A 21,572-nucleotide genomic window follows, 5' to 3' on the forward strand; every position below is an offset into this window, starting at 1 on the left:
CACCCCGTAGCGGGGTGCGGGCCCTCCGACAGTCCAGTCAGCTGCGTCGCGTCGGCGCGTCAGCCAACGGCCACGCGGACCATGTCGGCCTGCGGGCCCTTCTGACCCTGCGAGATCTCGAACTCCACCCGCTGGCCTTCCTCGAGGGTGCGGTAGCCGTCCATCTGGATCGCGCTGTAGTGGACGAACACGTCCGCACCACCGTCGACCGCGATGAAGCCGTACCCCTTCTCCGCGTTGAACCACTTGACGGTGCCCTGAGCCATTCCTAACTCCCCTATTGCTGGCCCTTTTGCGCAGGACCGCACTCCGCGGACCCGGGTCAGACCTCACCCTCCGGTCAGGGAGGGTGTGCGCCGGAACGCGTCGACCGCCGCTGAATGTATCCGTCCCAACGCCCTCTGCAACAGGTCAATCGGACGAGAATTCTGGGGACGGCCGAAGGTCCAAAAGTGAAGGATTCTCACGAATGTGGGACAACTCGGGCCGGACATAGGGCACTAACTCGACAAATCATGCTCACATTTCGCGCACAACTTGACGAGTTCCGTATGTGGAATCCGGCCTTCAGCCGGTTCGGAATCTGGCCAACTGTATCGCGATTCCACACACGGAATCGCCCCGTCCGTTTTTCTCCGGACGGGGCGATTCCGATGGTGAAGGGGTGATGGGGGGTCAGCAGCCGCCCGCCACCGCCGGGATGATCGAGACCCCGGCACCGTCCGGCGTGGCCGTGGCCAGGCCCTCCGCGAACCGCACATCGTCATCGTTGACGTACACGTTCACGAAGCGGCGCAGCTTGCCGGTGTCGTCCAGCACGCGCGCGGAGATGCCCTGGTGGTTCTTCTCCAGGTCCGCCAGGACCTCGGCGAGGGTCGCGCCCTCGGCGCTGACCTCGGCCTGACCGCCGGTGTAGGTGCGGAGGATGGTCGGAATTCGGACGTTGACGCTCATACGAGTCCAGCCTCTCGGAACGAGTCAAGGGTGGGGCGGATGGTGGCGGAGGGGCCCGTGGTGGGGGCCACCGCGTCGAGGGTCTTCAGGCCGTCGCCGGTGTTGAGGACGACGGTCGTCAGGGCCGGGTCGAGGAGTCCGTCCTCGATCAGCTTCCTGGTCACGCCGACGGTCACCCCGCCCGCGGTCTCCGCGAAGATCCCCTCGGTGCGGGCCAGCAGCTTGATCGCGTCGACGACCTGCTCGTCGGTGACGTCCTCCACGGCACCGCCGGTGCGGCGCGCGATGTCCAGGACGTAGGGGCCGTCCGCCGGGTTGCCGATGGCCAGCGACTTGGCGATGGTGTTCGGCTTCTGCGGGCGCACCACGTCATGACCGGCCTTGAAGGCGGCGGAGACCGGGGAGCAGCCCTCGGCCTGGGCGCCGAAGATCTTGTAGGGGCGGTCCTCGACCAGGCCGAGCTGGATCAGCTCCTTGAGCCCCTTGTCGATCTTGGTGAGCTGGGAGCCCGAGGCGATCGGGACGACGATCTGGTCCGGCAGCCGCCAGCCGAGCTGCTCGCAGATCTCGTAGGCCAGGGTCTTGGAACCCTCGCCGTAGTACGGGCGCAGGTTCACATTGACGAAGCCCCAGCCCTCGCCCGCCGGGTCGCCGATCAGCTCGCTGCAGAAGCGGTTGACGTCGTCGTAGGTGCCCTCGATACCGACCAGGTCACCGCCGTAGACGGCGGCCATGACGACCTTGCCCGCCTCCAGGTCGTGGGGGATGAAGACGCAGGAGCGGAAGCCCGCGCGGGCGGCCGCGGCGCCGACCGCGCCCGCGAGGTTGCCGGTGGAGGAGCAGGAGAGCGTGGTGAAGCCGAAGGCGCGGGCCGCCTGGACGGCGATGGCGACGACCCGGTCCTTGAAGGAGTGGGTCGGGTTGCCGGAGTCGTCCTTGATGTGCAGCTCGCCCGTGACCCCGAGCTCACGGGCGAGGTTGTCGGCCTTGACCAGCTTGGTGAACCCTGGATTGAGGCTGGGCGTGTCCGCCACGTCCGCCGGGACCGGAAGGAGCGGGGCATAGCGCCAGATGTTGTTCGGACCGGCCTCGATCCGCCGGCGGAGCCCCTCCGGGTCGCCGGTCGGCAGCTCGTACGCGATCTCGAGCGGGCCGAAACACGCCGCACACGCGAAGATCGGGCCGAGGTCGAAGCGCTCACCGCACTCGCGACAGGACAGCGCGACGGCGGGGCCGAAGGAGGGCGAGGTGGACGCCGGGGCGGCGGTGTCGGAAGAGGTGGTTGAGCTTTCGACGGATTGCACAGCCATGGAGGCGAGGCCCTTTCTCCTCATCTTCCTCGCGACGCACTTCGCCACGAGACGGAATTGGCACCTTCCCGAGCTGGGAGCCTCGCGGTGAGCACGAGACCAGCTGGAGGGTTGCCGGGGCTTCAACGGGCCGTTCCCTCTGCCCCTCTGGATGAGCGGTATGGCACCGGGCTCCGCCCGGGCGTTTGTCAACGCGATGAGCGCCGTGGAGCCGGGTCGACCCCGACATATGACGGTCATGCGCGCTGTTCAAGACTGTAACCGAAGGCCCGGAGGGTTGAGACAGCCGTCCGAAGCGCGAGATGGATCACAGCTGATCACAAATGATCACAGCAGCAGGGAGACAGACAGGTGCTGGATGAGGTGGAGCGCTGGCTGGAGCACCGCTCCTGGTCGGCCGACGACCGTCCGCTGGACCGCCTGCTGGCCGCCAAGCGCGACACGGGCCGCACCGTGAGCGTGGTGCTGCCCGCGCTGGACGAGGAGGCGACGGTCGGGGAGATCGTCGCGGTGATCCGCCGGGAGCTGATGGACGGGGCGGTGCCGCTGGTCGACGAGCTGGTGGTGCTGGACTCCGGCTCCACCGACCGCACCGCGGAGGTCGCCGCGGCGGCCGGGGCCACGGTGGTCCACCGCGACTCCCTGCTGCCGCGGCTGCCCGCGCTGCCGGGCAAGGGCGAGGTGCTGTGGCGCTCGCTGCTGGCCACCCGTGGCGAGATCGTCTGCTTCATCGACGCCGATCTGCGGGAGTTCGACGCGCGCTTCGTCTCCGGGATCGTCGGACCACTGCTGACCGATCCGGAGGTGCAGCTGGTCAAGGGGATGTACGACCGTCCGCTGGGGGACGCGGCCGGTCAGGGCGGCCGGGTCACCGAGCTGGTCGCCCGTCCGCTGCTCAATCTGCACTGGCCGCTGCTGGCCGGGTTCGTCCAGCCGCTGGGCGGGGAGTACGCGGCACGGCGCTCGCTGCTGGAGCGGCTGCCGTTCCCCGTGGGGTACGGGGTGGAGCTGGGGCTGCTGGTGGACTCGCTGCACACGGTCGGGCTCGACGCACTGGCCCAGGTCGACATCGGTGTGCGCAGACACCGCCACCAGGACGGGCAGGCGCTGGGCCGGATGGCGGCGGCCATCTACCGCACCGCGCAGCTTCGGCTGGCCCGCGGCCATCTGGTGCGGCCGCGGCTGACCCAGTTCGACCGCGGCGAGAACGGCTTCGAGCCGCGGACCTCGGCGGTGGACACCGAGGAGCGGCCGCCGATGATCGAGATCCCGGAGTACGCGGAGCGGCGGGCGGCCTAGGCCGGATGGGGCGGGCCCGGCGCGGCGCCCGGCCGGGTACCCCCTACGGGCCGAGAGACCGCCGCCACGTTTGCGTCGCGCGCCCGCTGGCTAGGCTCGCGACATGGCTGCCCCGCGCACTGCCCAGATCCTCGTCGCCTCCAACCGCGGCCCGGTCTCGTACGCGCTGGGCGAGGACGGTTCGCTCGCCGCCAGGCGCGGTGGCGGCGGGCTGGTCTCCGGTCTCAGCGCGATCGGTCCGGACGCCGGTGCGGTGTGGGTGTGCGCAGCCCTCGGCGACGGCGACCGGGAGGCGGCGCGGCGCGCCGGGAGCGGCCATCTGGACACCGCCGACACCGGCGGGCAGCAGGTGCGGATGCTGGACATCGCGCCGGACGTGTTCGCCGCCGCGTATAACGGGGTGGCCAACTCGGTGCTGTGGTTCGTCCACCACCTGCTCTACCAGACCCCGGTGGAACCGGTCTTCGACGCCGGGGCCGCCGCCCAGTGGGCGGCCTACGAGACGTACAACGCGGCCTTCGCCGACGCGCTCGCCCAGGAGGCGGCCGAGGGCGCGGTGGTGCTGGTGCAGGACTACCACCTGGCGCTGGTGCCGGGGCTGCTCCGGGCCCGCCGCCCCGATCTGCGGATCGGCCACTTCTCGCACACCCCGTGGGCCCCGCCGGACTACTACCGGCTGCTGCCGGACGACGTGGCGGAGGCGGTGCTGCGCGGGATCCTCGGCGGTGACCGCGCGGCGTTCCTCACCGAGCGCTGGGCCACGGCCTTCGCCGACTGCTGCGCGGCGGTGCTCGGCGCCGAGGTCGTCCGGGACGGCGGTGCCGGTGGCGCGGCCACGGCGGTGCGGTTCGAGGGACGGGAGACCCGGCTCGGGGTGCACGGACTGGGCGCGGACGCGGAGTTCCTGCGGGAGCGGTCGCACGCGGCGGACGTGGACGAACGGCTCAACGCGCTGCGGACCCAGATCGGCGCTGGCCGGAAGACCATCGTCCGGGTGGACCGGACCGAGCTCTCCAAGAACATCGTGCGGGGGCTGCTGGCGTACCGGCGGCTGCTGGAGACCCACCCCGAGTGGCGCGAGCACGTGGTCCACCTGGCGTTCGCCTACCCCTCACGCCAGGACCTCGCCGTCTACCGCGACTACACGGCGCGGGTGCAAGCCGTCGCGGACGAGATCAACGCGGAGTTCGGCACACCGGGCTGGCAGCCGGTCGCCCTGCATGTGAAGGACGACTTCGCCCGTTCGCTGGCCGCCTACCGGCTGGCCGACGTGGCGCTGGTCAACCCGATCCGGGACGGGATGAACCTGGTCGCCAAGGAGGTGCCGGTCGTCTCCGAGCGGGGGTGCGCGCTGGTGCTGTCCCGCGAGGCGGGGGCCTGCGCGGAGCTGGGCGAGGACGCGCTGGTGGTGAACCCGTACGACGTGGAGGGCACGGCGGCGGCGCTGCACGAGGCCCTGCGGATGAGCGACGCCGACCGCGCCGACCGCACCAAGCGCCTCGCCGCGGCGGCCACGGCGCTGCCCCCGCAGAAGTGGTTCCTGGCGCAGCTACAGGCCCTGGAGGCATAGCCCGAGGCGTAGCCCGTCTTGGGCCGTCGTCTCCGCCCGAATGCCCACCCGGCGCGGGAACGGCAGCCCCCCGCCGGCCGGCCCGTAGCACGGCCGGTCCCCGCCGCTCGGACCACCGCGCCCCGGCCCCACCCACGTATGCCCGGCGGCGTGGCTAGGCCGGGTCGGCGGCGGTCGCCAGGGAGTCGAGCAGGGCGACCACGCCCGCCGGGCCGTCGACCACGAGGTCGGCGCGGGCCGCCAGTTCGGTGACCTCCGTACTGCCGCTGCACACCAGGACGCCGCGCAGACCCTCCTCGCGCAGCTTCTCCACGGCGGCGAAGGCGGCCAGATCGCCGAGGTCGTCGCCCGCGTAGAGGACGGTCTCGGCGCCGGTGGCGCGGAGGTACTCGGTGAGGGCGACGCCCTTGTCCATCCCGGACGGTCGCAGCTCCAGCACCAGACGGCCCGGTTCGACGATCAGCCCATGGCGTTCGGCCAGCGCGTGGAGCGGGTCACGGAGCCGTTCGAAGGCGGCGTGCGGATCGTCGGCGCGGCGGGTGTGGACGGCGAACGCGCGCCCCTTGTCCTCGGTCCACAGGCCCCGTCCACCGCCGTGGGCCTCCAGTACCGCGGGGAGCTCCGCCTTGGCGGCGGCGACGCCCGGCGGGGGCGCGGGGGCGGTGAGCCCGCCGTCGGCCGCGTCCCAGCGCTCGGCACCGTAGGCGCCGAGGACCACCAGACCGGCCAGTTCCCCGACCCCGGCGAAGCCGCCGTAGTCCACCGCGATCCGGGCCGGACGGCCGGTGATCACGGCGACGGAGCGCACCAGCGGGGCGAGGCGGGAGAGCGCGGGGACCGCGCCGGGGTGGGCGCGGGCCTGGTCCGGGTCGGGGACGATCTCGGCGAGGGTGCCGTCGAAGTCGAGTCCGACGACGGCGCCGCCGGGCCGCTCCAGGAGGGCGGTGAGGCCCTCGCGTCCGGCGGCCGTGGTCGGTTCGGGAAGGGGGTGGCTGCCCATGCCGGTGACCCTACCCAGCCCGGTGCCCGGTCAGCGGCGCATCCGCCGCTCCTGCCGCACGCGGCGGAGGCGGTTGACGGTGACGGGGTCGTGCTCCAGGGCCCGGGGGTCGTCCAGCAGCGCGTTCAGGAGCTGGTAGTAACGGGTCGGGGAGATGCCGAGGCGTTCGCGTACCGCGCGCTCCTTGGCGCCGGGGCCCGGCCAGCCGCGCCGCTCCAGGGCGAGCACGGCCAGGTCCCGCTCGGACAGCCCACCGGGCTCGGGGTCCGGTCCGTCAGCGGAGTCGGGCCCGTCAACGGAGTCCGGCCCGTCAACGGGGTCCGGTCCGTCCACGGCCTCCGGCCCGTCGGCGGGCTCCGGTTCCGGTCCGGCGTCCCCCGTCACATCCGTCATGTCCCCGCGTTCTCCATCGCGTCGGCCGCACGCTGGATCTCGCCCAGCACGCTCGCCGGGTCTCCGCCCTTGACCACCGTCGAGCCGATCTTCTCCTTGACCAGCTTGCTGACGGCCGCCCAGGAGGTCTTGTCCGACGGGTAGAACTCGGCGCTCTCCAGCTCGTCCAGGAAGCGCCACAGCGACTTGTACTCGCGGTCGTCGAGCATGGTCTCCCGGACGGTGGTGGTCACGGGCAGCAGATCGTACTGGGTGGCGAAGCCGAGCACGTTCTTGTCGCTGTAGACGAAGTCGAGGAAGTCGCCGATCTGTTCGCGGTTGCCGTGGGTGTTGAAGGCCATCAGCCAGTCGGCGACGCCCATCGTCGAGCGGGACTTGCCCTTGCGGCCGGGCAGCGCCGCGGTGCCGTAGCTGATGCCGTGGCCGGATGCCTGCTGCATCAGGGTGGGGTGGCCGTTGAGCATGCCGACCTCACCGCGGGTGAAGGCGTCGAAGACGTCCTGGCGGTTGGTGCGGGCCGGGGAGCCGGGGCCGGTGAGGCCCGGGGCGACCAGCTTGTCCCGCAGCCATTCGAAGGTCTCGATGTTCTCGGTCGAGTCGATGGTGTAGCTGCCGTTGGCGTCGGTGTAGCCGCCACCGCCGCTGAGCATCCACATCATGGTCTCGGCCTGGGTCTCCTCCGGGCCGAGGGGCAGTCCGTACGGGGTGCGCACCCCGATCCCCTTGAGCGCCTCGGCGGCGTCCTTCAGCTCGGCCCAGGTGGTGGGCGCGTCGGTTATCCCGGCCTGGTCGAAGAGCTTCTTGTTGTAGAAGAGCAGCCGGGCGCTGGAGACGAAGGGCAGTCCGTACTGCACCCGGTTCACCTCACCCGCGTGGGCGATCGAGGTGATGAACCCGGCCTGGGTGGGGATGGAGAGCATCTGGTCGGCGCGGTAGAGCTTGCCGTCGGCCGCGTAGTCGGCGTACGCGCCGATCTGCGCGATGTCGGGGGCGTCACCGCTCTTGACCATCTCGGCGACGCGCTTGTCGACCTCGGTCCAGCTGTAGACCTTGACGTCGATCTTGACCTTGGTGCCGTGTTCGGCCTCGTAGGCGCGGGCCATCTTCTCCCACGCCTTCTGGGAGCTGTTGGCGGCGCTGTCGCCGTAGTCGGCCGCGACCACCTTGAGGGTGACCTCACCCCCCGAGCCGCTGCCCCCGCCGCAGCCCGTCAGCACCGGCGCCGTGGCCGCCGCAGCGACTCCAGCCGTCGTCAGACCCAAGAACCGTCGCCGCTGCACCGCTGTTTCCCACCCTGTTGGCTTGATTCATCCCCAGGGGTTCGTCCCCGGAGTCTCCCGGGGTGCGCCCCCGAGGTCGAGCGAGTCTGCCTTGCAAACCTCCACAAGGTCTACACCATGGGCATATCACTTCGGTATCGGGGCCCCGCCTTCCCAGTTCAGGGATGGTCCACACCTATAAGTGGAATGTGCCACGCCGCCACAACTCCCGTACGGCGCACGGAAACAAGGGTCAGAACGCGCCGAAGGCGGGAAGGGGCGAACGGGTCCCTCTTCCGGGGAGAAGCGGCGAGTGGACTAGACCTCTCATGGGGGATCGCGGGAGACTGTTTCCCGTGGAACACGTCATCGCCCTCGATGTGGGCGGCACCGGCATGAAAGCCGCCCTGGTCGGGGCGGACAGCACCCTGCTGTACGAGGCCAGGCGGCCCACCGGACGCGAGCGCGGCCCCGAGGCCGTCGTCGCCGCGATCCTGGACTTCGCCGCGGACCTGCGCGCGGTGGGCGAGGAGCGTTTCGGGCGGCCGCCCTCGGCGGCCGGCGTCGGCGTGCCCGGGGTCCTCGACGAGGCCCGCGGGGTCGCGGTCTTCGCCGCCAACCTCGGCTGGCGGGACGTCCCGCTGCGCGCACTGCTCTCGGAACGGCTGGCCGGGGTCCCGGTCGCACTGAGCCATGACGTCCGGATGGGCGGACTGGCCGAGGGGCGGATAGGAGCGGGCGAGGGCGCCGACCGGTTCCTCTTCGTATCGGTCGGCACCGGGATCGCGGGCGCCATCGGCATCGAGGGCCGGATCGACCCGGGGGCACACGGCTCCTCGGGGGAGATCGGCCATGTGGTGGTACGGCCGGGCGGCCCGGAGTGCGGCTGCGGTCAGCGGGGCTGTCTGGAGACGCTCGCCTCGGCGTCCGCGGTCGGCCGCGCCTGGGCGGCGGCCAGCGGTGACCCGTCGGCCGACGCCGCCGCCTGCGCCGAGGCCGTCGTCGCCGGCGATCCGCGGGCCGAGGCCGTGTGGGGGGAGATGACCGCGGCGCTCGCCGACGGTCTGGTGATCGCCCACACCCTGCTCGACCCCCGGGTGCTGATCATCGGCGGTGGGCTCGCCGAGGCCGGGGAGACCCTGTTCGGCCCGCTGCGCACGGCGGTCGAGAAGCGGCTCACCTTCCAGCCGCTGCCCCATATCGTCCCGGCGGGCCTCGGGGACACCGCCGGATGCCTGGGCGCGGGCCTGCTCGCCTGGGACCTACTCGCCACGGAGGTTTCCGCCTGATGGTGCAGCGAACGGTTCTCACGGGCGCCCGGGTCGCACTGCCGTCGGGGGTGGTGGAGAACGGGCGGGTGACGGTCGAGGGCACCCGTATCGCCGCCACGGACGCGGGGCCGGGCGCGGGCGCCGGGCGGGACACGGATGCCGGACCGGGCGCGGCCGGGTCCGGCGCAGTGCGCGATCTGACCGGCTGCTGGATCGTCCCCGGCTTCATCGACATCCATGTGCACGGCGGCGGTGGCGCATCGTTCTCCGCGGGCACCGCGGAGGAGGCCCTCACCGTCGTCCGCACCCACCGGGCCCACGGCACCACGACCCTGCTCGCCTCCACCGTCACCGGTGACCTGGACGACCTCGCCCGGCAGGCGTCCGTCCTCTCCGAACTGGTCGAACAGGGCGAGCTCGCGGGCATCCACTTCGAGGGGCCGTTCATCTCCCCGCACCGCTGCGGCGCCCACCAGCCCTCGCTGCTGCGCGTCCCCGACCCGGCGGACGTCCGCAAGCTGGTCGACGCGGCCCGCGGCACCGCACGGATGATGACGCTCGCGCCCGAACTGCCCGGCGGCCTTGAGTCCGTCCGGCTGCTCGCCGACAGCGGGATCATCGCGGCCGTCGGTCACACCGACTCCGGCTACGAGGCGACCCGCGAGGCGGTCGACGCGGGCGCCACCGTGGCCACCCACCTGTTCAACGCGATGCCCTCACTGCTGCACCGTGAACCGGGTCCCATCGCCGCGCTGCTGGAGGACGAGCGGGTCACCGTCGAGCTCATCAACGACGGCACCCATCTCCACCCGGCCGTGCTCCAGCTCGCCTTCCACCGCGCGGGCGCCGGTCGCGTCGCGTTCATCACCGACGCCATGGGCGCCGCGGGCATGAGCGACGGGCGCTATCCGCTCGGCCCGATGGAGGTCGAGGTCAGGGACGGGGTGGCGCGGATCAGCGACGGGCCGACGGCCGGTTCGATCGCGGGCTCGACCCTCACCCTCGACCGCGCCTTCCGGCGGGCGGTGACCGTCGACGGGCTGAGCGTCGGCGAGGCGGTGCGGGCGCTGTCCACCACCCCCGCGAAGGTGCTGGGCGTGGACGGCCGGGTCGGCTCGCTGGAGCCCGGCAAGGACGCGGATCTGGTCGTCCTCGGCCCGGACTTCCGGCTCCGCGGCGTGATGCGCCGCGGCACCTGGGTGGTCGATCCCGAAGTGAACTGATATACCCCGGTGTTGAGCCGTCCGGCAGGGGCCGAGGTCTGGGCCGGGGGCCACGGCTTTGGCATGATCGCCTGACGGCGAGCGCCGCTCGTCGCACAGCCGTACGCTTCAGCACAGGAATCTCCGTCCGGCGGGGGGACGGGAGAGGGGATGCCAGGGTGATCCTGACGGTCACGCTCAACACCGCCCTCGACATCACCTACCGGGTGCCGCAGTTGCGCCCGCACACCACCCACCGCGTGACCGACGTCGCCGAACGGCCCGGCGGCAAGGGACTCAATGTGGCCCGGGTGCTGGCCGTGCTCGGCCACGACACCGTCGTCACCGGCTTCGCGGGCGGGGTCACCGGCGCGGTGCTGCGCGAACGCCTCGCCGCCCTCGCCGGATCCGGATCCGCTGCCGGCACCGGCACCGAGCCGCCCCGCGGCCGGATCACCGACGCCCTGGTGCCCATCGCCGGGACCACCCGGCGCACCATCGGCGTCGTCGACGACTCCACGGGCGACACCACCCAGCTCAATGAGCCGGGACCGATCGTCACCACCCCCGAGTGGTCCGCATTCCTCACCGGCTACGCCCGGCTGCTGCGCGAGGCGTCGGCCGTCGCGCTGTGCGGCAGCCTGCCGCCCGGTGTCCCCGTGGGCACCTATGCCCAGCTCATCCGGGAGGCGCACGCGGCGGGGGTGCCCACCCTGCTGGACACCAGCGGGGAGCCGCTGCGCCGCGGGATCGCCGCCCGGCCGCATCTGGTCAAGCCCAACGCCGCGGAGCTGGCGGGACTGACCGGCGCCACCGATCCGCTGCGCGCCGCCCGGGACGCCCGGCGGCGCGGGGCGCGGGCGGTGGCCGCCTCCCTGGGCGCGGACGGCATGCTCGCGGTCACCTCACAGGGCACCTGGCGGGCCCGGACGCCGCTGCGGCTGTCGGGGAATCCGACCGGGGCCGGGGACTCGGCGGTGGCGGGGCTGCTGTCCGGTCTGGTGGAGGAGGTGCCGTGGCCGGACCGGCTGGCCCGCGCGGTGGCCCTGTCCGCGGCGGCGGTGCGGGCCCCGGTGGCGGGCGAGTTCGACCGCGCGGACTACGACGAGCTGCTGGGGCGGGTCGAGGTGACGGAGCACCCGGCAGCGGCGTGACCGGCCGGGTGCCCGGGACCAGGGCGTGTTCCGAAAGGAGCGCCGTCCGCCCGGAGCGCGGGCCCCGCGGCGTCAGGGGGCACCGCACCTCCCGGCGGTAGCCGGGAGAGCGTGCGATCGCACGGCGGAGGGTCGCCCTCGCGGGGGTGCCCCCGGACGGAGTCCGGGGACGGGCCCACTCGGACGAAACACGCCCCGGCGTCCGTCACCCGGTCCGCGTCAGTCGCCCGGCTTCTTGTTGGTCAGCCACATCTGGTCGAGGTTGGCGTTGCACTTGTCGCCCGCCTCACAGGACACCGTGATGGTGTTGGTGCCCGCGTTCAGCTCGACCAGGGACCAGCTATTGGTCCAGCCCTTCTCCCAGTCGCCCTTCGGGCCGTGGGCGAAGTTGTCCATGTTGATCGGACGGGACTGCTTCTGGCCGTTGATCGACAGCGTCATGCTCTGCTTCTCGCCGGGTACGCCGTAGCCCACGTAGAGCCGGTACCCCTTGCCCTTCTTGACGTCCACGCTCCAGCTCGCGGAGGCGCCCGGGGTGTTCAGACCGGCCACGTACTGGCCGCCCGCGGCCTGGGCGCCCTTGATGTCGCCCGCGGCCGCCGCGCCGCCCGCGAGCTGCATCTTCACAGCGTCCTCGGTGGGCAGCTTCTGGTTCGGCCTGGCGGACGGACCGGCGCTCCGGCCCGGCTTCTCGCTCTGCCCGGTGGTCGGCTCGTCGCTCGGCCCGGCCTGGTCGTCCTTGTCGTCGCCGCCATTGGTGATCATCGCGATACCGATACCGACGATGACCACGGCGACCACCGCGATCGCACCGATCAGCAGGCCCCGGTTGTTGGGGCCGCGGCCACCACCACCGCGGCCGCCGGCCGGGGCGGCGGACGGCTGCCGGGGCGCGCCGCCGGGCAGCGTCTCGGGCGCGGCGTAGTGGGCGTTCTGGCGGCCGTAGCCGCCCTGCTGCTGGCCGTAGCCGCCCTGCTGCGGACCGGGCGCCTGCTGGCCGTAGGTGCGCTCGCCCACCGCACGGACCTGGTTGTACGAGGTCCGCGGGACGCCGGGCTGGGCCGGACCGGGATAGCCGTAGCCACCGGTACGGGCACCCGGCTGACCCGGCTGGCCGGACTGCTCGCCCTCGGAGCGGTACAGATAGGCGAACGGGTCGTCGTTCTCCGGTGTGTCCGAGCCGTTGTTGCCGGCCGTCATCCCTCGTCACTCCCCTGTGCATTGGCCTTCGGCGTCACGATGCGTTGCGCCACGACTGCTCATACCAGGGCCGACAGGGCCTCGGCAGGTGGTGCGCTGTCCGGATGGCCAATATTCATGATCGGTTCACTGTCGGCGGCAGGGCCGCATCGGCGCAGCCTACCGTGACAGGGACGTGCTGAGCCCCCGCCCGGGTTCCACCCGGCCGGGACCGGTGGGACACCCGGGGCCTTAACCGGCCCGTCTGCGCTCCTTGGAACGCGACCGCTTCTCCACATACATCCGCTGATCAGCGGATTGCAGTACTTCCTCGGCCGACATTCCACAGCCCGCCCAGCCGATGCCGAAGCTGGCCCCGACCCGGACCGCCCGGCCGTCCACCCGGATCGGCGGGATGATCGCGTTCCGCAGGCGGACGGCGAGGTCCTGGGCGTCGGCCCGGCCGAGCCCGTCGGCGAGCACCACGAACTCGTCACCGCCGAGCCGGGCGACGGTGTCCCCGTCCCGGACGCCGTTGGTCAGCCTGCGGGCGACCTCGATCAGCACCGCGTCGCCCGCGTGGTGGCCGAACCGGTCGTTGATGGACTTGAAGCCGTCGAGGTCGCAGAAGAGCACCGCGAGCCCCTTGTGGCCGTCGTCGACGTCACTGTCCTCATTGGGCGGGACGGTGTGCACATGGCTGTCGAACGGGACGCCGCCCGGGGCGGGCGGACTGCCGAACGCCTCGAACTCGTCGAAACCGTAGAGATGGCCGCCCGGACCGCCCGGGTCTGCCTGGGCGGCGACCACGGCGGGCTCCTCCTCCACCCCGCCCGGCAGCGGCGGGGTGCCGCACAGCCTGCTGCCGAGCCGGGCGCGCAGCTCGGCGCTGTTGGGCAGGCCGGTCAGCGAGTCATGGCTGGCCCGGTGGGCGAGCTGGAGCTCATGCCGCTTGCGCTCCTCGATGTCCTCGACGTGGGTGAGCAGGAAGCGCGGCCCGTCGGCGGCGTCGGCGACGACCGAGTTGCGCAGCGAGACCCAGACGTAGGAGCCGTCCCGGCGGGCGAGGCGCAGCTCGGAGCGGCCCCCTTCGGCGGAGGTGCGCAGCAGGGTGCCGATGTCCTCGGGGTGGACCAGGTCGGAGAAGGAGTAGCGGCGCATCGCGGAGGCCGGGCGGCCCAGCAGCCGGCACAGGGCGTCGTTGGTGCGCAGCAGACGGCCGTGCTGGTCGCCGCCCATCTCGGCGATGGCCATCCCGCTGGGCGCGTACTCGAACGCCTGCCGGAAGCTCTCCTCGCTGGCGCGCAGGGCCTGCTGCTCGCGCTCCAGGCGGAGCAGGGCGCGCTGCATATTGGCGCGCAGCCGGGCGTTGCCGATCGCAATGGCCGCGTGGAAGGCGTACATCTGGAGCGCTTCACGGCCCCAGGCGCCGGGGCGGCGGCCGTTGCGCGGGCGGTCGACGGAGATGACGCCGATCAGCTCACCGCCGGAGGCGCCCGCCGCATAGAGCGGGGCGAACAGCCGGTCCATCGGATGCCATTCGTCGGCGAACCGGGGGGCGGGGCCGGGGGTGTGCCACTGGGGGACGTCGTCGTCGTCGAGGACCCAGCCCTCGGTGTACGGGATGAAGCGCAGATCGCCCCAGCGGTCGCCCATGGAGAGCCTGCGGTCCCAGGAGGTGCGGGAGCCCACCCGCCCCGCCATCAGCGCTTCGGCCCCGGCGCTGCCGCCGACGGCCGCGACCACGAGATCGCCGTCCGGACGGACCAGATTGACGGCCGAGAGCTCATAGCCGAGCCCGGCTATGACCCCGTCCGCGACGGTCTGCAGGGTGTCGGCGAGGCTGCGCGCGGTATTCAGGTCGGCGACCACCTGGTGCAGCTGCCGCAGGGTCGCAAGGCGGATATAGGGCTCCGACTCGGTCTCCATTGCTCGCACTCCCCCGAGACCTCGACAGCAACTCCTGGCTTCTTGTCGTCCGATTGCCACGGCCACTGAATCACAGCGAGCTGCTCACTCGGTACACAGGGTCAACAATTACTGGCTGCTGTGACTCATGTCACAGACCGTGTTCAATCCTTGGCGAGAGGGTGTGGGAGCGCTCCTATCTTTCCGGTCCGCAAATTCCGAAATGACAATGCCTGGTCATCCCTTGCGTTCCCTGGTAACCGGGGCGATGTCCGATCTAGAACCGAAGACCTAGGCCCGCTTTGGGTCCAGAGTCCGATGCGGGCGGGAAGTGTGCGGCGTTAGCGTCGGGACGTGTTCCCGACAACGCCTTCCACTCCCGCGTCCGCCCCTGCCGGGCCCTCCGTCCCCCATGCTGGTGGGGTGAGTGAGGACGATTTCCGGGCCGCGCTGTCCCGCCTGGCCGCGGGCGTGGTGCTGGTGACCGCGCACGACCCCGAGGAGGGGCCACGCGGTGAGGACGTCGGTATGACGGCCACCGCGTTCATGTCCGTGTCGCTCGATCCGCCGCTGGCGATGGTGAGCGTGCGCAACGGCTCCCGGATGGACGACCTGCTGGAGCGGCAGCCGCTCTGGGCGGTCTCGGTCCTGGCGGAAAGTCAGCGGCATATCGCGGGACGTTTCGCGATGAAGGGGCGCATCAGCGACAGACTGCTCTTCGACGACATGCCGGTCGTACGGGGCACGGCGAGCGGGGCGCCGCTGGCCGCGGGCGCGCTGGCCACGCTGGAGTGCCGCACCGAACAGCGGATGACCGCCGGTGACCACACCCTGGTGGTCGGCCGCGTCCTGACGGCGGCCACGCCGACGGGCGCCGAGGGCGGCCCCCTGATGTACTTCCGCGGCCGCTACCGGACGATGGACTGACCCGGGGCCGGGACGACGCGCGACCCGTCAGCCGGAGGGCGCGTTCGGGTGCTTTCCGGTGCCGGGGGTGCTTTCCGGCGCCGGGGCGCGGGTCAGTGCCAGTCGCGGCCGGAGCGGCCGCGCTTGGTGTCGCTCCGCTGCTTCTTCTGCCGCAGCCGCCGCTCATTGATCCCGCGCGGGATCCGGGTGGCCCGGCGCGGCTTCGGCGGCGGCGCGGTGGCCTCCGCGAGCAGCGAGGCCAGCCGCACGGCGGCGGTCTCGCGGTTGCGCCACTGGGAGCGGTGCTCGGACGCCCGTACGGTCACCACGCCGTCGGTCAGCCGTCCGGCCAGCCGCTCCAGCGCGCGCTCCTTCCACACCGGCGGCAGCGCCGTGGTGCGGCCGAGGTCGAAGCGCAGCTCGACCTGGCTGTCGCTGGTGTTGACGTGCTGTCCGCCGGGCCCGGAGGACCGCGAGAAACGCCACATCAGCTCGGCCTCCGGCAGGGAGACCGAGCCACGGATGACATAGGGCGCGGACATGGCCCCATGGTCCCGTGTCCACACGGCCCCCGTCACCTCGTTTTGCGGTCCGTTCCCGGTACGGCGTCCCGGCCCGGCATCAGGATTTGGCAAAGAAAGTAAAGAGAGCTGGAACCCGACACCGCCCTGATGGCGTTGTGGAGGGTGACGGTAGCTTCGTCCGGTACGAAGCCCGACGCTCGGATTCATCGAGACCACGAAAGGGACTCCCCATGGCTGTAAGCCTGTCCAAGGGCGGCAACGTCTCGCTCACCAAGGAGGCACCGGGCCTGACCGCCGTCACGGTCGGCCTCGGCTGGGACGTCCGCACCACCACGGGCACCGACTTCGACCTGGACGCCAGCGCCATCGCGGTGAACACGAACGGCAAGGTCTACTCCGACCAGCACTTCGTGTTCTTCAACAACAAGGCCACCCCGGACCAGACCATCGTCCACACCGGTGACAACGTCACCGGCCAGGGCGAGGGCGACGACGAGCAGATCAACGTCAACCTGGCCGGTCTGCCCGCCGACATCGAGAAGATCGTCTTCCCGGTCTCGATCTACGACGCCGAGTCGCGCAGCCAGAACTTCGGCCAGGTGCGCAACGCGTTCATCCGCATCGTCAACCAGGCGGGCGGCACCGAGATCGCGCGCTACGACCTGAGCGAGGACGCCGCCACCGAGACCGCCATGGTCTTCGGCGAGCTCTACCGCAACGGCGCGGAGTGGAAGTTCCGCGCCGTCGGCCAGGGCTACGCGGCCGGCCTGGCCGGCATCGCCCAGGACTTCGGCGTCAACGTCTGACGTTCCGCCGGAACCACGTGTGCGTAACACGAGGGCCGGATCCCGCTGCAGCGGGATCCGGCCCTCGGCCGTGGTGGCTCAACCGCAAGGAGAACCCCCGTATCTCCCCGCCGGTCGTCATGGGCCGCCCGCCGGGCGGCCCGCCGCCGTCCAGCATGGTGGAGGGCGCGCCGGACGTCATGCGCACAGCGTCCACTGTTATGAGCAGGGAGTCGACGGCACGGCCGCGCCGGGGACGTGGAGGGCCTGCCGCCGGTAGTCGCTGGGCGGTACGCCGTACGCGGTGCGGAAGGCGCGGGTGAAATCGGCGGCGCGGGGGAAGCCCCAGCGGGTGGCGACGGCGTGGACGGGGGTGGCGGCCATCCCCGGATCGCCCAGGTCACGGCGTGCCCGCTCCAGCCGCTGCGAGCGGATCCAGGCCGCCACGGTCTCGTGCTCGCCCTGGAAGAGGCGGTGCAGATAGCTGATCGAGATGTGGTGCGCGGCGGCGATCGACGTCGGCGTCAACTCCGGATCGTGCAGATGCCGTTGCACATGGGCCCGGATGCGCAGCACCAGGCTCCGGGTGCGGGTTTCCGGCGGGAGCGCGCCGTCCGCCTCCAGGGTGTGCGCGAAGAGCGAGGACAGCAGATCGATCACCACCCCGCCCAGCCGGGGCCCGTCGGACGGCAGATAACAACTGGTGTCCGACGAGAGCTGGGTGAGGAACTGCAGGAGCAGGGCGCCGAATCCCTCCCGTCCGGACATTCCGCGGGCGAACAGCCCGTCCATTCTGTTCTGCGGCAGGGGCAGCACGGCCTTGGGGACTTCGATCCCGATCCCCGTGAACTGCTCGGCCCCGTTGGAGGAATAGACCTGGAAAGCCCGTGAGCTGTCGAAGACCTGTATCTCGCGGGCGCCGTACACGGCGTTCTCGTTGTCCCAGGAAATGTGGTTGGTGCCGTGTATCGGAATCCCGATGTGGTACTGCTCGGGGTCGGACTGGCGAATGAGCTTCGTGGTCCGGCGAAAGCGGATGGCCTGGTGGGTCGTGGGCCACACATACACCGCGCCGAGGTCAAGCACCCGCTGCCGCGCCTGGTAGTCCGCCGCATGGGGGCTGTACAGATCCAGTGGCGCATGGGTCCGCCCGACGCGCTCGCACCAGAAGTCGAACCGGTCCGCCCCGTGCAGTCCCTCGGTCCGGAACACGGTCTCGTTCAGCATCCCGCCGCCGCCTCCCCTCATCTCCCGCCCCTGCCCTGGCCAGGGCACCGGGGCGGGTTCCAATCCAGCCGTACCAACTCCATTCGAGTCCATCACAAGGCGGGGACATGACATCGACACGGGCACATTCGGCCTCTGTCACCGGACATGGGGCCACGACGCGCCGCGATGGCCTCCGCCGACGGGAGGAGCCGCGTCCCTACGCGCTGAACGAAGCGGGCGCCACCGTCCGAGCCCGCTCGCGCAGCTCCCGGGCGACTCGGTTCTTCAGATGCGGACGGAGGAGCCCCGCCATCACACGCATACGCTCGTCCGCTCGGCCCGACTGGACCAGCGGGTAGTCGTCCAGGGCCTGGTGCCAGGTCGCGCAGGCGGCCTCCAGATGGCCCACCTGCATCTGACGCTCGGCGAGCATGGCTCGGTGGCGGACACCCGTACGGCGATAGACGCTGTATCGCAGTGCGTCCGACTGCTGCATAGCCGCGATCGACCCGTGGATATCGCCCAGCTCGAAGCGCACCTGACTGATGTGGTAATTCATCGACGCCGGGTCATAGGAGCCGAACGCCTTCTCCCTGGACTCCGCCTTGTCCATGGCCGACTCCGCCTCACGCAGACGCAGCAGAGCCGTCTCACGCTCACCGATCTGCGCCGCGGCATGGGCCTGCTGGCCCGCCAGAAACGCTCGCATCCTGGGCCCGGCCTTGGGCGACGCCGAAGCGGCGGCGTCCGCCAATCGCATGGCCTCGCGGCCGTGGCCGAGGTCGACCGCCTGGACGCTCATCCCGCGTAACGTCGTGCAGTAGGTCAGATGGTCTTCCGAAGCCCCGGCCAGCTCCAACGCCTTGACGTAATACCGCTGCGCCAGGCCGTGCAGCCCCTCATCAACAGCCATCCAACCCGTCAGATAGCAGAGATCGGAGGCGGCCGACATCATCGCCTTGCGCACGGCCTCGGGGGCGTCCGCCTTCAGATAGGGCACGACAGTGTTCACCAGGAACGCCGCCGCCATGGGGCGGGCATGCCGTCCGCCGAATTGGTCGTCCGCTTCGGAGATGCGCTCGGTCATGGCCGTGACCATGTCCACGTCGGCCATTCCGGCCCGCTGGACCCGCCCCTTCCCTGCCGCTTCCATCCGTCCCACGACATCGGGCCAGTGCGGCACGGTCAACGCGACGGAGAAAAGACTCGCGCCAAGGACGCTGCGGCGTGAGGGGTCCATGTCCTGCCTCCCCAAGTCGACCAACCCCTCCACGGTACTCGGGCGGGCGTTCGACTCATCGGCGGTCACGGGGAATCCCGATTCGGCGTGCGTGATCGGGCGGCCCAGTTTCCGGGCGAACGCTTCCAGGATCAGCGGCCGGGTGGCCTCTTTGGGCAGATGCCCGCGAAGCCACTGATGAGCGGAGGGTTCCCGGTACTTCTGCGGTGTACCGCGTTCCGTGCCGATGCGGTTGATCTCCTGGACCCACTGCCGCAACGTCCATCCGGTCGCCCGGAACAACCGCTCCAGACCGGCGTTGGGATCACGCTGACTCACTCGCGCTCAACTCCTCGGCAAAGCACGGCGCTTAAAGCTTTTAAAAGCTGCTGCGCGCATCACCGTACCGCGATGCGTAGCGGACCGGTTGCATAGAGCGAGAGAGCACCCCCGCGGCCGTGGCACCGGCCCGGGGGCATGGTCAACGCCGTAGAGCTGAAGAGGAGCGTCAACATGCGTGAGCGTATCGCCCGGTTCATGGTGCGGTGGCGAGAAACCTTACGGCCCGCCCTCGGGCTCGCGTATCCCGCACATCCCGCGCCCGCACCCGCACCCCTGCGGGAGTACACCACCGCCCCGGTGCGCCTACCCGCCGTTGTCGACCGCGCGGATCCCCCCACGCTGCGCCTGCCGCGTCTCCCTGCCGGGGATCGCTTCCCCATCGCCTGGGACACGGACCCGGTTCCGCTGTACGTCCTCCGGCACGAGCACCTACGGACGCTGGGGGCTCGGTGAGCACCGCGCGGCCCCGACCGGGCCAGGAAGCCTATGACACCGCCACGGGACGTGTAGGCGTCCTCCAGGCCATCTGCGACGCCAAAGAGCTCATCTTCGACCACCGGATGCCGGGCCCGCGCGTCGCATTCCTCCGCCCCATGAGAGGTGGACAGGAGTGGACGACCGACTTCCAGAACGTCACGTTCCCCGAGGGAGCACGAGCGCGTTCCGACGCCGAGGACGAGGGCGGCACACCAGGCTGGACCACGAAGGGAACACCGTCATGACAGCAGTAGCCAACGATCAGCGGACCGGCCGATCACTGGTCAGCGAGGAACTGTTCGACAGCATCGCCCACTTCGTGGCCGTCCACGACGCACAGCCCTGGGAGCGCGCCGAGCGGATCGCCGACCAGGCCATCGCGTTCATCGCCACAGCGGCGACAGCGAGCACGGCCATGGTGCCGTCCGACGACGTGGACCTGGGCTTACACGCGTTCATCCTGCACACCCAGGAGTACGCGCGGTTCTGCCACGCGCACGCCGGTCGCTACCTGCACCACAATCCCGCTCCCGGCGGACCCGGGCGGACTCTGGAAGCGGTCACCACCGGTGCCCATGCCATGAAGGCGGCAGGCTTCATGGTCGTCGACGCCCTGTGGACCGTGCGGGGCGAGAACGCCGCCCAGTGCGATTCCGACTGCGGACGGCCGTACGGGCAGTCGGAGTAGTCTCCGGCCGGTGACATAGGACGGGCCGGCCCTCAACCTGGACCGGGGGTCGGCCCGTTTCGTGAGAGGACCGGATCCATGGCCGCCGTCGAAGCACCGTACGAGATCCCCGCCGACGTCTCGGCGGCGCTGGATCCCCACGAGCGGCGGCTGGTGCTCGATCGGCGGGGATCGACCGTCTGGGACGTCGGGACGGAGCGGGGACGGTACGCCGTGAAGCTCGGGTATCCCAGCGTGCCGCACGCATGGACCGCGTTGGCCCCCGCCCGTGAGGGGGTCGTCCTGCGGCAGCTCGGCCGCGGAGAGGTGAGCTACGGCGACTGGGAGCACGGGACCTGGAACGTACAGCCCTGGCACCAGGGCATCAGCCTGTACGACAGGTGGCGGCCGCACCGTGCCGAAGGGGCCTCGTCCGAACCCGACCTCGCCGACGCGCTCTCCTGCGCGCGGGCCGTGGCCGCCCTGCACGCCACGGGATGGGTGCACGGGGACGTCCAGCCCGCGCACTTGATCATCGGGGCGGGCGGGACGGCGCTCATCGATCTCGCCCTGGCGCACGGTGGGGAGGTCCCGGCCGCCTATGACTTCCGCTACCGGGGCTGTCTGGTCCACTACGAGAGTCCGGAGATCTCGCGGAGCGTGCTGGAGACCGGCACGGCCACTCCGAGTACGGCGTCGGACGTCTACGCGCTCGGCGCCTCGCTCTTCATCAGCGCCACGGGGCTGCGTCATGTCCCGTATCCCGACGACGCGAGCCGCGCGGAACAGCGGCAGGCCATCGTGGACGGACCGCATCGGCCGGTGGACGTACCCGGGGTGCTCGGCGGGCTCATCGAGGCCATGCTGAGCCCGGACCCCGCCGACCGGCCGACGAGTGGCGAGGTCTGTGCGATATTGAGCGACGCGCGGTGAGCCCACCTGAT

20 protein-coding genes and 1 riboswitch are annotated in these 21,572 nt (G+C 71.4%); of the genes, 9 read left to right on the top strand and 11 right to left on the bottom strand.

The annotated features are described in order from the left end of the window. Window positions 1-59: 59 nt before the first annotated feature. The 3 genes from NMK44_RS07015 to thrC all read right to left on the bottom strand — a co-directional run bounded on the left by NMK44_RS07015 (window position 60) and on the right by thrC (window position 2,264). Window positions 60-266, bottom strand: coding sequence for a cold-shock protein (locus NMK44_RS07015; protein WP_009716982.1), 207 nt, complete (start codon window positions 264-266; stop codon window positions 60-62). A gap of 409 nt (window positions 267-675) precedes the next feature. Beyond that, window positions 676-954: a MoaD/ThiS family protein gene (locus NMK44_RS07020; protein ID WP_254739496.1), complete on the bottom strand. Its 279-nt coding sequence runs from the start codon at window positions 952-954 to the stop codon at window positions 676-678. After that, complete coding sequence (gene thrC / locus NMK44_RS07025; protein ID WP_254739498.1) at window positions 951-2,264, bottom strand: threonine synthase; 1,314 nt, start codon at window positions 2,262-2,264, stop codon at window positions 951-953. Before thrC ends, NMK44_RS07020 begins: the two co-directional genes overlap by 4 nt. 17 nt (window positions 2,265-2,281) lie before the next feature. Then, window positions 2,282-2,422, bottom strand: a riboswitch (SAM riboswitch). Window positions 2,423-2,615: 193 nt separating this feature from the next. Between thrC and NMK44_RS07030 the strand changes: the two genes are divergently transcribed. Both NMK44_RS07030 and NMK44_RS07035 read left to right on the top strand, forming a co-directional pair. Beyond that, window positions 2,616-3,563, top strand: a complete 948-nt coding sequence (locus NMK44_RS07030; protein ID WP_254739500.1) for a glucosyl-3-phosphoglycerate synthase — start codon at window positions 2,616-2,618, stop codon at window positions 3,561-3,563. A gap of 103 nt (window positions 3,564-3,666) precedes the next feature. Further along, complete coding sequence (locus NMK44_RS07035; RefSeq protein ID WP_254739502.1) at window positions 3,667-5,133, top strand: alpha,alpha-trehalose-phosphate synthase (UDP-forming); 1,467 nt, start codon at window positions 3,667-3,669, stop codon at window positions 5,131-5,133. 154 nt (window positions 5,134-5,287) lie between these two features. On the opposite strand, the gene otsB is transcribed toward NMK44_RS07035, so the two are convergent. The 3 genes from otsB to NMK44_RS07050 form a co-directional block, all read right to left on the bottom strand. Further along, a complete protein-coding gene (otsB, locus tag NMK44_RS07040) occupies window positions 5,288-6,133 on the bottom strand; it encodes a trehalose-phosphatase (RefSeq protein WP_254739504.1) in 846 nt (281 codons plus the stop codon). Window positions 6,134-6,163: 30 nt separating this feature from the next. Beyond that, window positions 6,164-6,382 carry a DUF3263 domain-containing protein gene (locus NMK44_RS42655; protein WP_374215251.1) on the bottom strand — a complete coding sequence of 73 codons (219 nt, stop codon included), beginning with the start codon at window positions 6,380-6,382 and terminating at the stop codon, window positions 6,164-6,166. A gap of 140 nt (window positions 6,383-6,522) precedes the next feature. Beyond that, a complete protein-coding gene (locus NMK44_RS07050) occupies window positions 6,523-7,806 on the bottom strand; it encodes an extracellular solute-binding protein (protein ID WP_254739508.1) in 1,284 nt (427 codons plus the stop codon). A gap of 335 nt (window positions 7,807-8,141) precedes the next feature. Here NMK44_RS07050 and NMK44_RS07055 point away from each other — a divergent pair, with 335 nt between their 5' ends. From NMK44_RS07055 to NMK44_RS07065, 3 genes are all read left to right on the top strand, one after another. Continuing rightward, window positions 8,142-9,074 (top strand): ROK family protein, encoded by a 933-nt coding sequence (locus NMK44_RS07055; RefSeq protein WP_254739510.1) that lies wholly within the window; start codon window positions 8,142-8,144, stop codon window positions 9,072-9,074. Further along, window positions 9,074-10,279 (top strand): N-acetylglucosamine-6-phosphate deacetylase, encoded by a 1,206-nt coding sequence (nagA, locus tag NMK44_RS07060; protein ID WP_254739512.1) that lies wholly within the window; start codon window positions 9,074-9,076, stop codon window positions 10,277-10,279. The genes NMK44_RS07055 and nagA overlap by 1 nt, the downstream gene beginning before the upstream one ends. A 158-nt stretch (window positions 10,280-10,437) precedes the next feature. Then, window positions 10,438-11,412, top strand: coding sequence for a 1-phosphofructokinase family hexose kinase (locus NMK44_RS07065; RefSeq protein WP_254739514.1), 975 nt, complete (start codon window positions 10,438-10,440; stop codon window positions 11,410-11,412). Between the two features lie 219 nt (window positions 11,413-11,631). Here the strand turns inward: NMK44_RS07065 and NMK44_RS07070 are convergent, their stop codons facing one another. After that, window positions 11,632-12,612 (bottom strand): carbohydrate-binding protein, encoded by a 981-nt coding sequence (locus NMK44_RS07070; protein ID WP_254739516.1) that lies wholly within the window; start codon window positions 12,610-12,612, stop codon window positions 11,632-11,634. Window positions 12,613-12,843: 231 nt separating this feature from the next. Beyond that, window positions 12,844-14,520, bottom strand: coding sequence for a diguanylate cyclase CdgB (gene cdgB, locus NMK44_RS07075; RefSeq protein ID WP_254739518.1), 1,677 nt, complete (start codon window positions 14,518-14,520; stop codon window positions 12,844-12,846). Window positions 14,521-14,922: 402 nt separating this feature from the next. Here cdgB and NMK44_RS07080 point away from each other — a divergent pair, with 402 nt between their 5' ends. Continuing rightward, window positions 14,923-15,426 carry a flavin reductase family protein gene (locus NMK44_RS07080; RefSeq protein ID WP_374215245.1) on the top strand — a complete coding sequence of 168 codons (504 nt, stop codon included), beginning with the start codon at window positions 14,923-14,925 and terminating at the stop codon, window positions 15,424-15,426. Between the two features lie 92 nt (window positions 15,427-15,518). On the opposite strand, the gene arfB is transcribed toward NMK44_RS07080, so the two are convergent. Then, window positions 15,519-15,947: an alternative ribosome rescue aminoacyl-tRNA hydrolase ArfB gene (gene arfB, locus NMK44_RS07085; RefSeq protein ID WP_254739522.1), complete on the bottom strand. Its 429-nt coding sequence runs from the start codon at window positions 15,945-15,947 to the stop codon at window positions 15,519-15,521. Between the two features lie 212 nt (window positions 15,948-16,159). Between arfB and NMK44_RS07090 the strand changes: the two genes are divergently transcribed. After that, the gene (locus NMK44_RS07090) at window positions 16,160-16,735 is read left to right on the top strand and encodes a TerD family protein (protein WP_254739524.1); all 576 of its coding nucleotides are present in this window, start codon (window positions 16,160-16,162) and stop codon (window positions 16,733-16,735) included. 198 nt (window positions 16,736-16,933) lie between these two features. On the opposite strand, the gene NMK44_RS07095 is transcribed toward NMK44_RS07090, so the two are convergent. Together NMK44_RS07095 and NMK44_RS07100 are read right to left on the bottom strand one after the other, a co-directional pair. Then, entirely contained in the window at window positions 16,934-17,941 is a 1,008-nt protein-coding gene (locus NMK44_RS07095; RefSeq protein WP_254739527.1) for an AraC-like ligand-binding domain-containing protein, read from the bottom strand. A gap of 199 nt (window positions 17,942-18,140) precedes the next feature. Then, complete coding sequence (locus tag NMK44_RS07100; protein ID WP_254739529.1) at window positions 18,141-19,481, bottom strand: NsdA family TPR-like regulatory protein; 1,341 nt, start codon at window positions 19,479-19,481, stop codon at window positions 18,141-18,143. Window positions 19,482-20,202: 721 nt separating this feature from the next. Between NMK44_RS07100 and NMK44_RS07105 the strand changes: the two genes are divergently transcribed. Then, window positions 20,203-20,649, top strand: a complete 447-nt coding sequence (locus NMK44_RS07105) for a UCP032817 domain-containing protein (RefSeq protein WP_254739531.1) — start codon at window positions 20,203-20,205, stop codon at window positions 20,647-20,649. Window positions 20,650-20,727: 78 nt separating this feature from the next. Then, window positions 20,728-21,561 carry a protein kinase domain-containing protein gene (locus NMK44_RS07110; protein ID WP_254739533.1) on the top strand — a complete coding sequence of 278 codons (834 nt, stop codon included), beginning with the start codon at window positions 20,728-20,730 and terminating at the stop codon, window positions 21,559-21,561. The last annotated feature ends 11 nt before the right edge of the window (window positions 21,562-21,572 follow it).

It is taken from the genome of Streptomyces cucumeris, from assembly GCF_024295805.1.
Taxonomy (GTDB): Bacteria; Actinomycetota; Actinomycetes; order Streptomycetales; family Streptomycetaceae; genus Streptomyces; species Streptomyces cucumeris.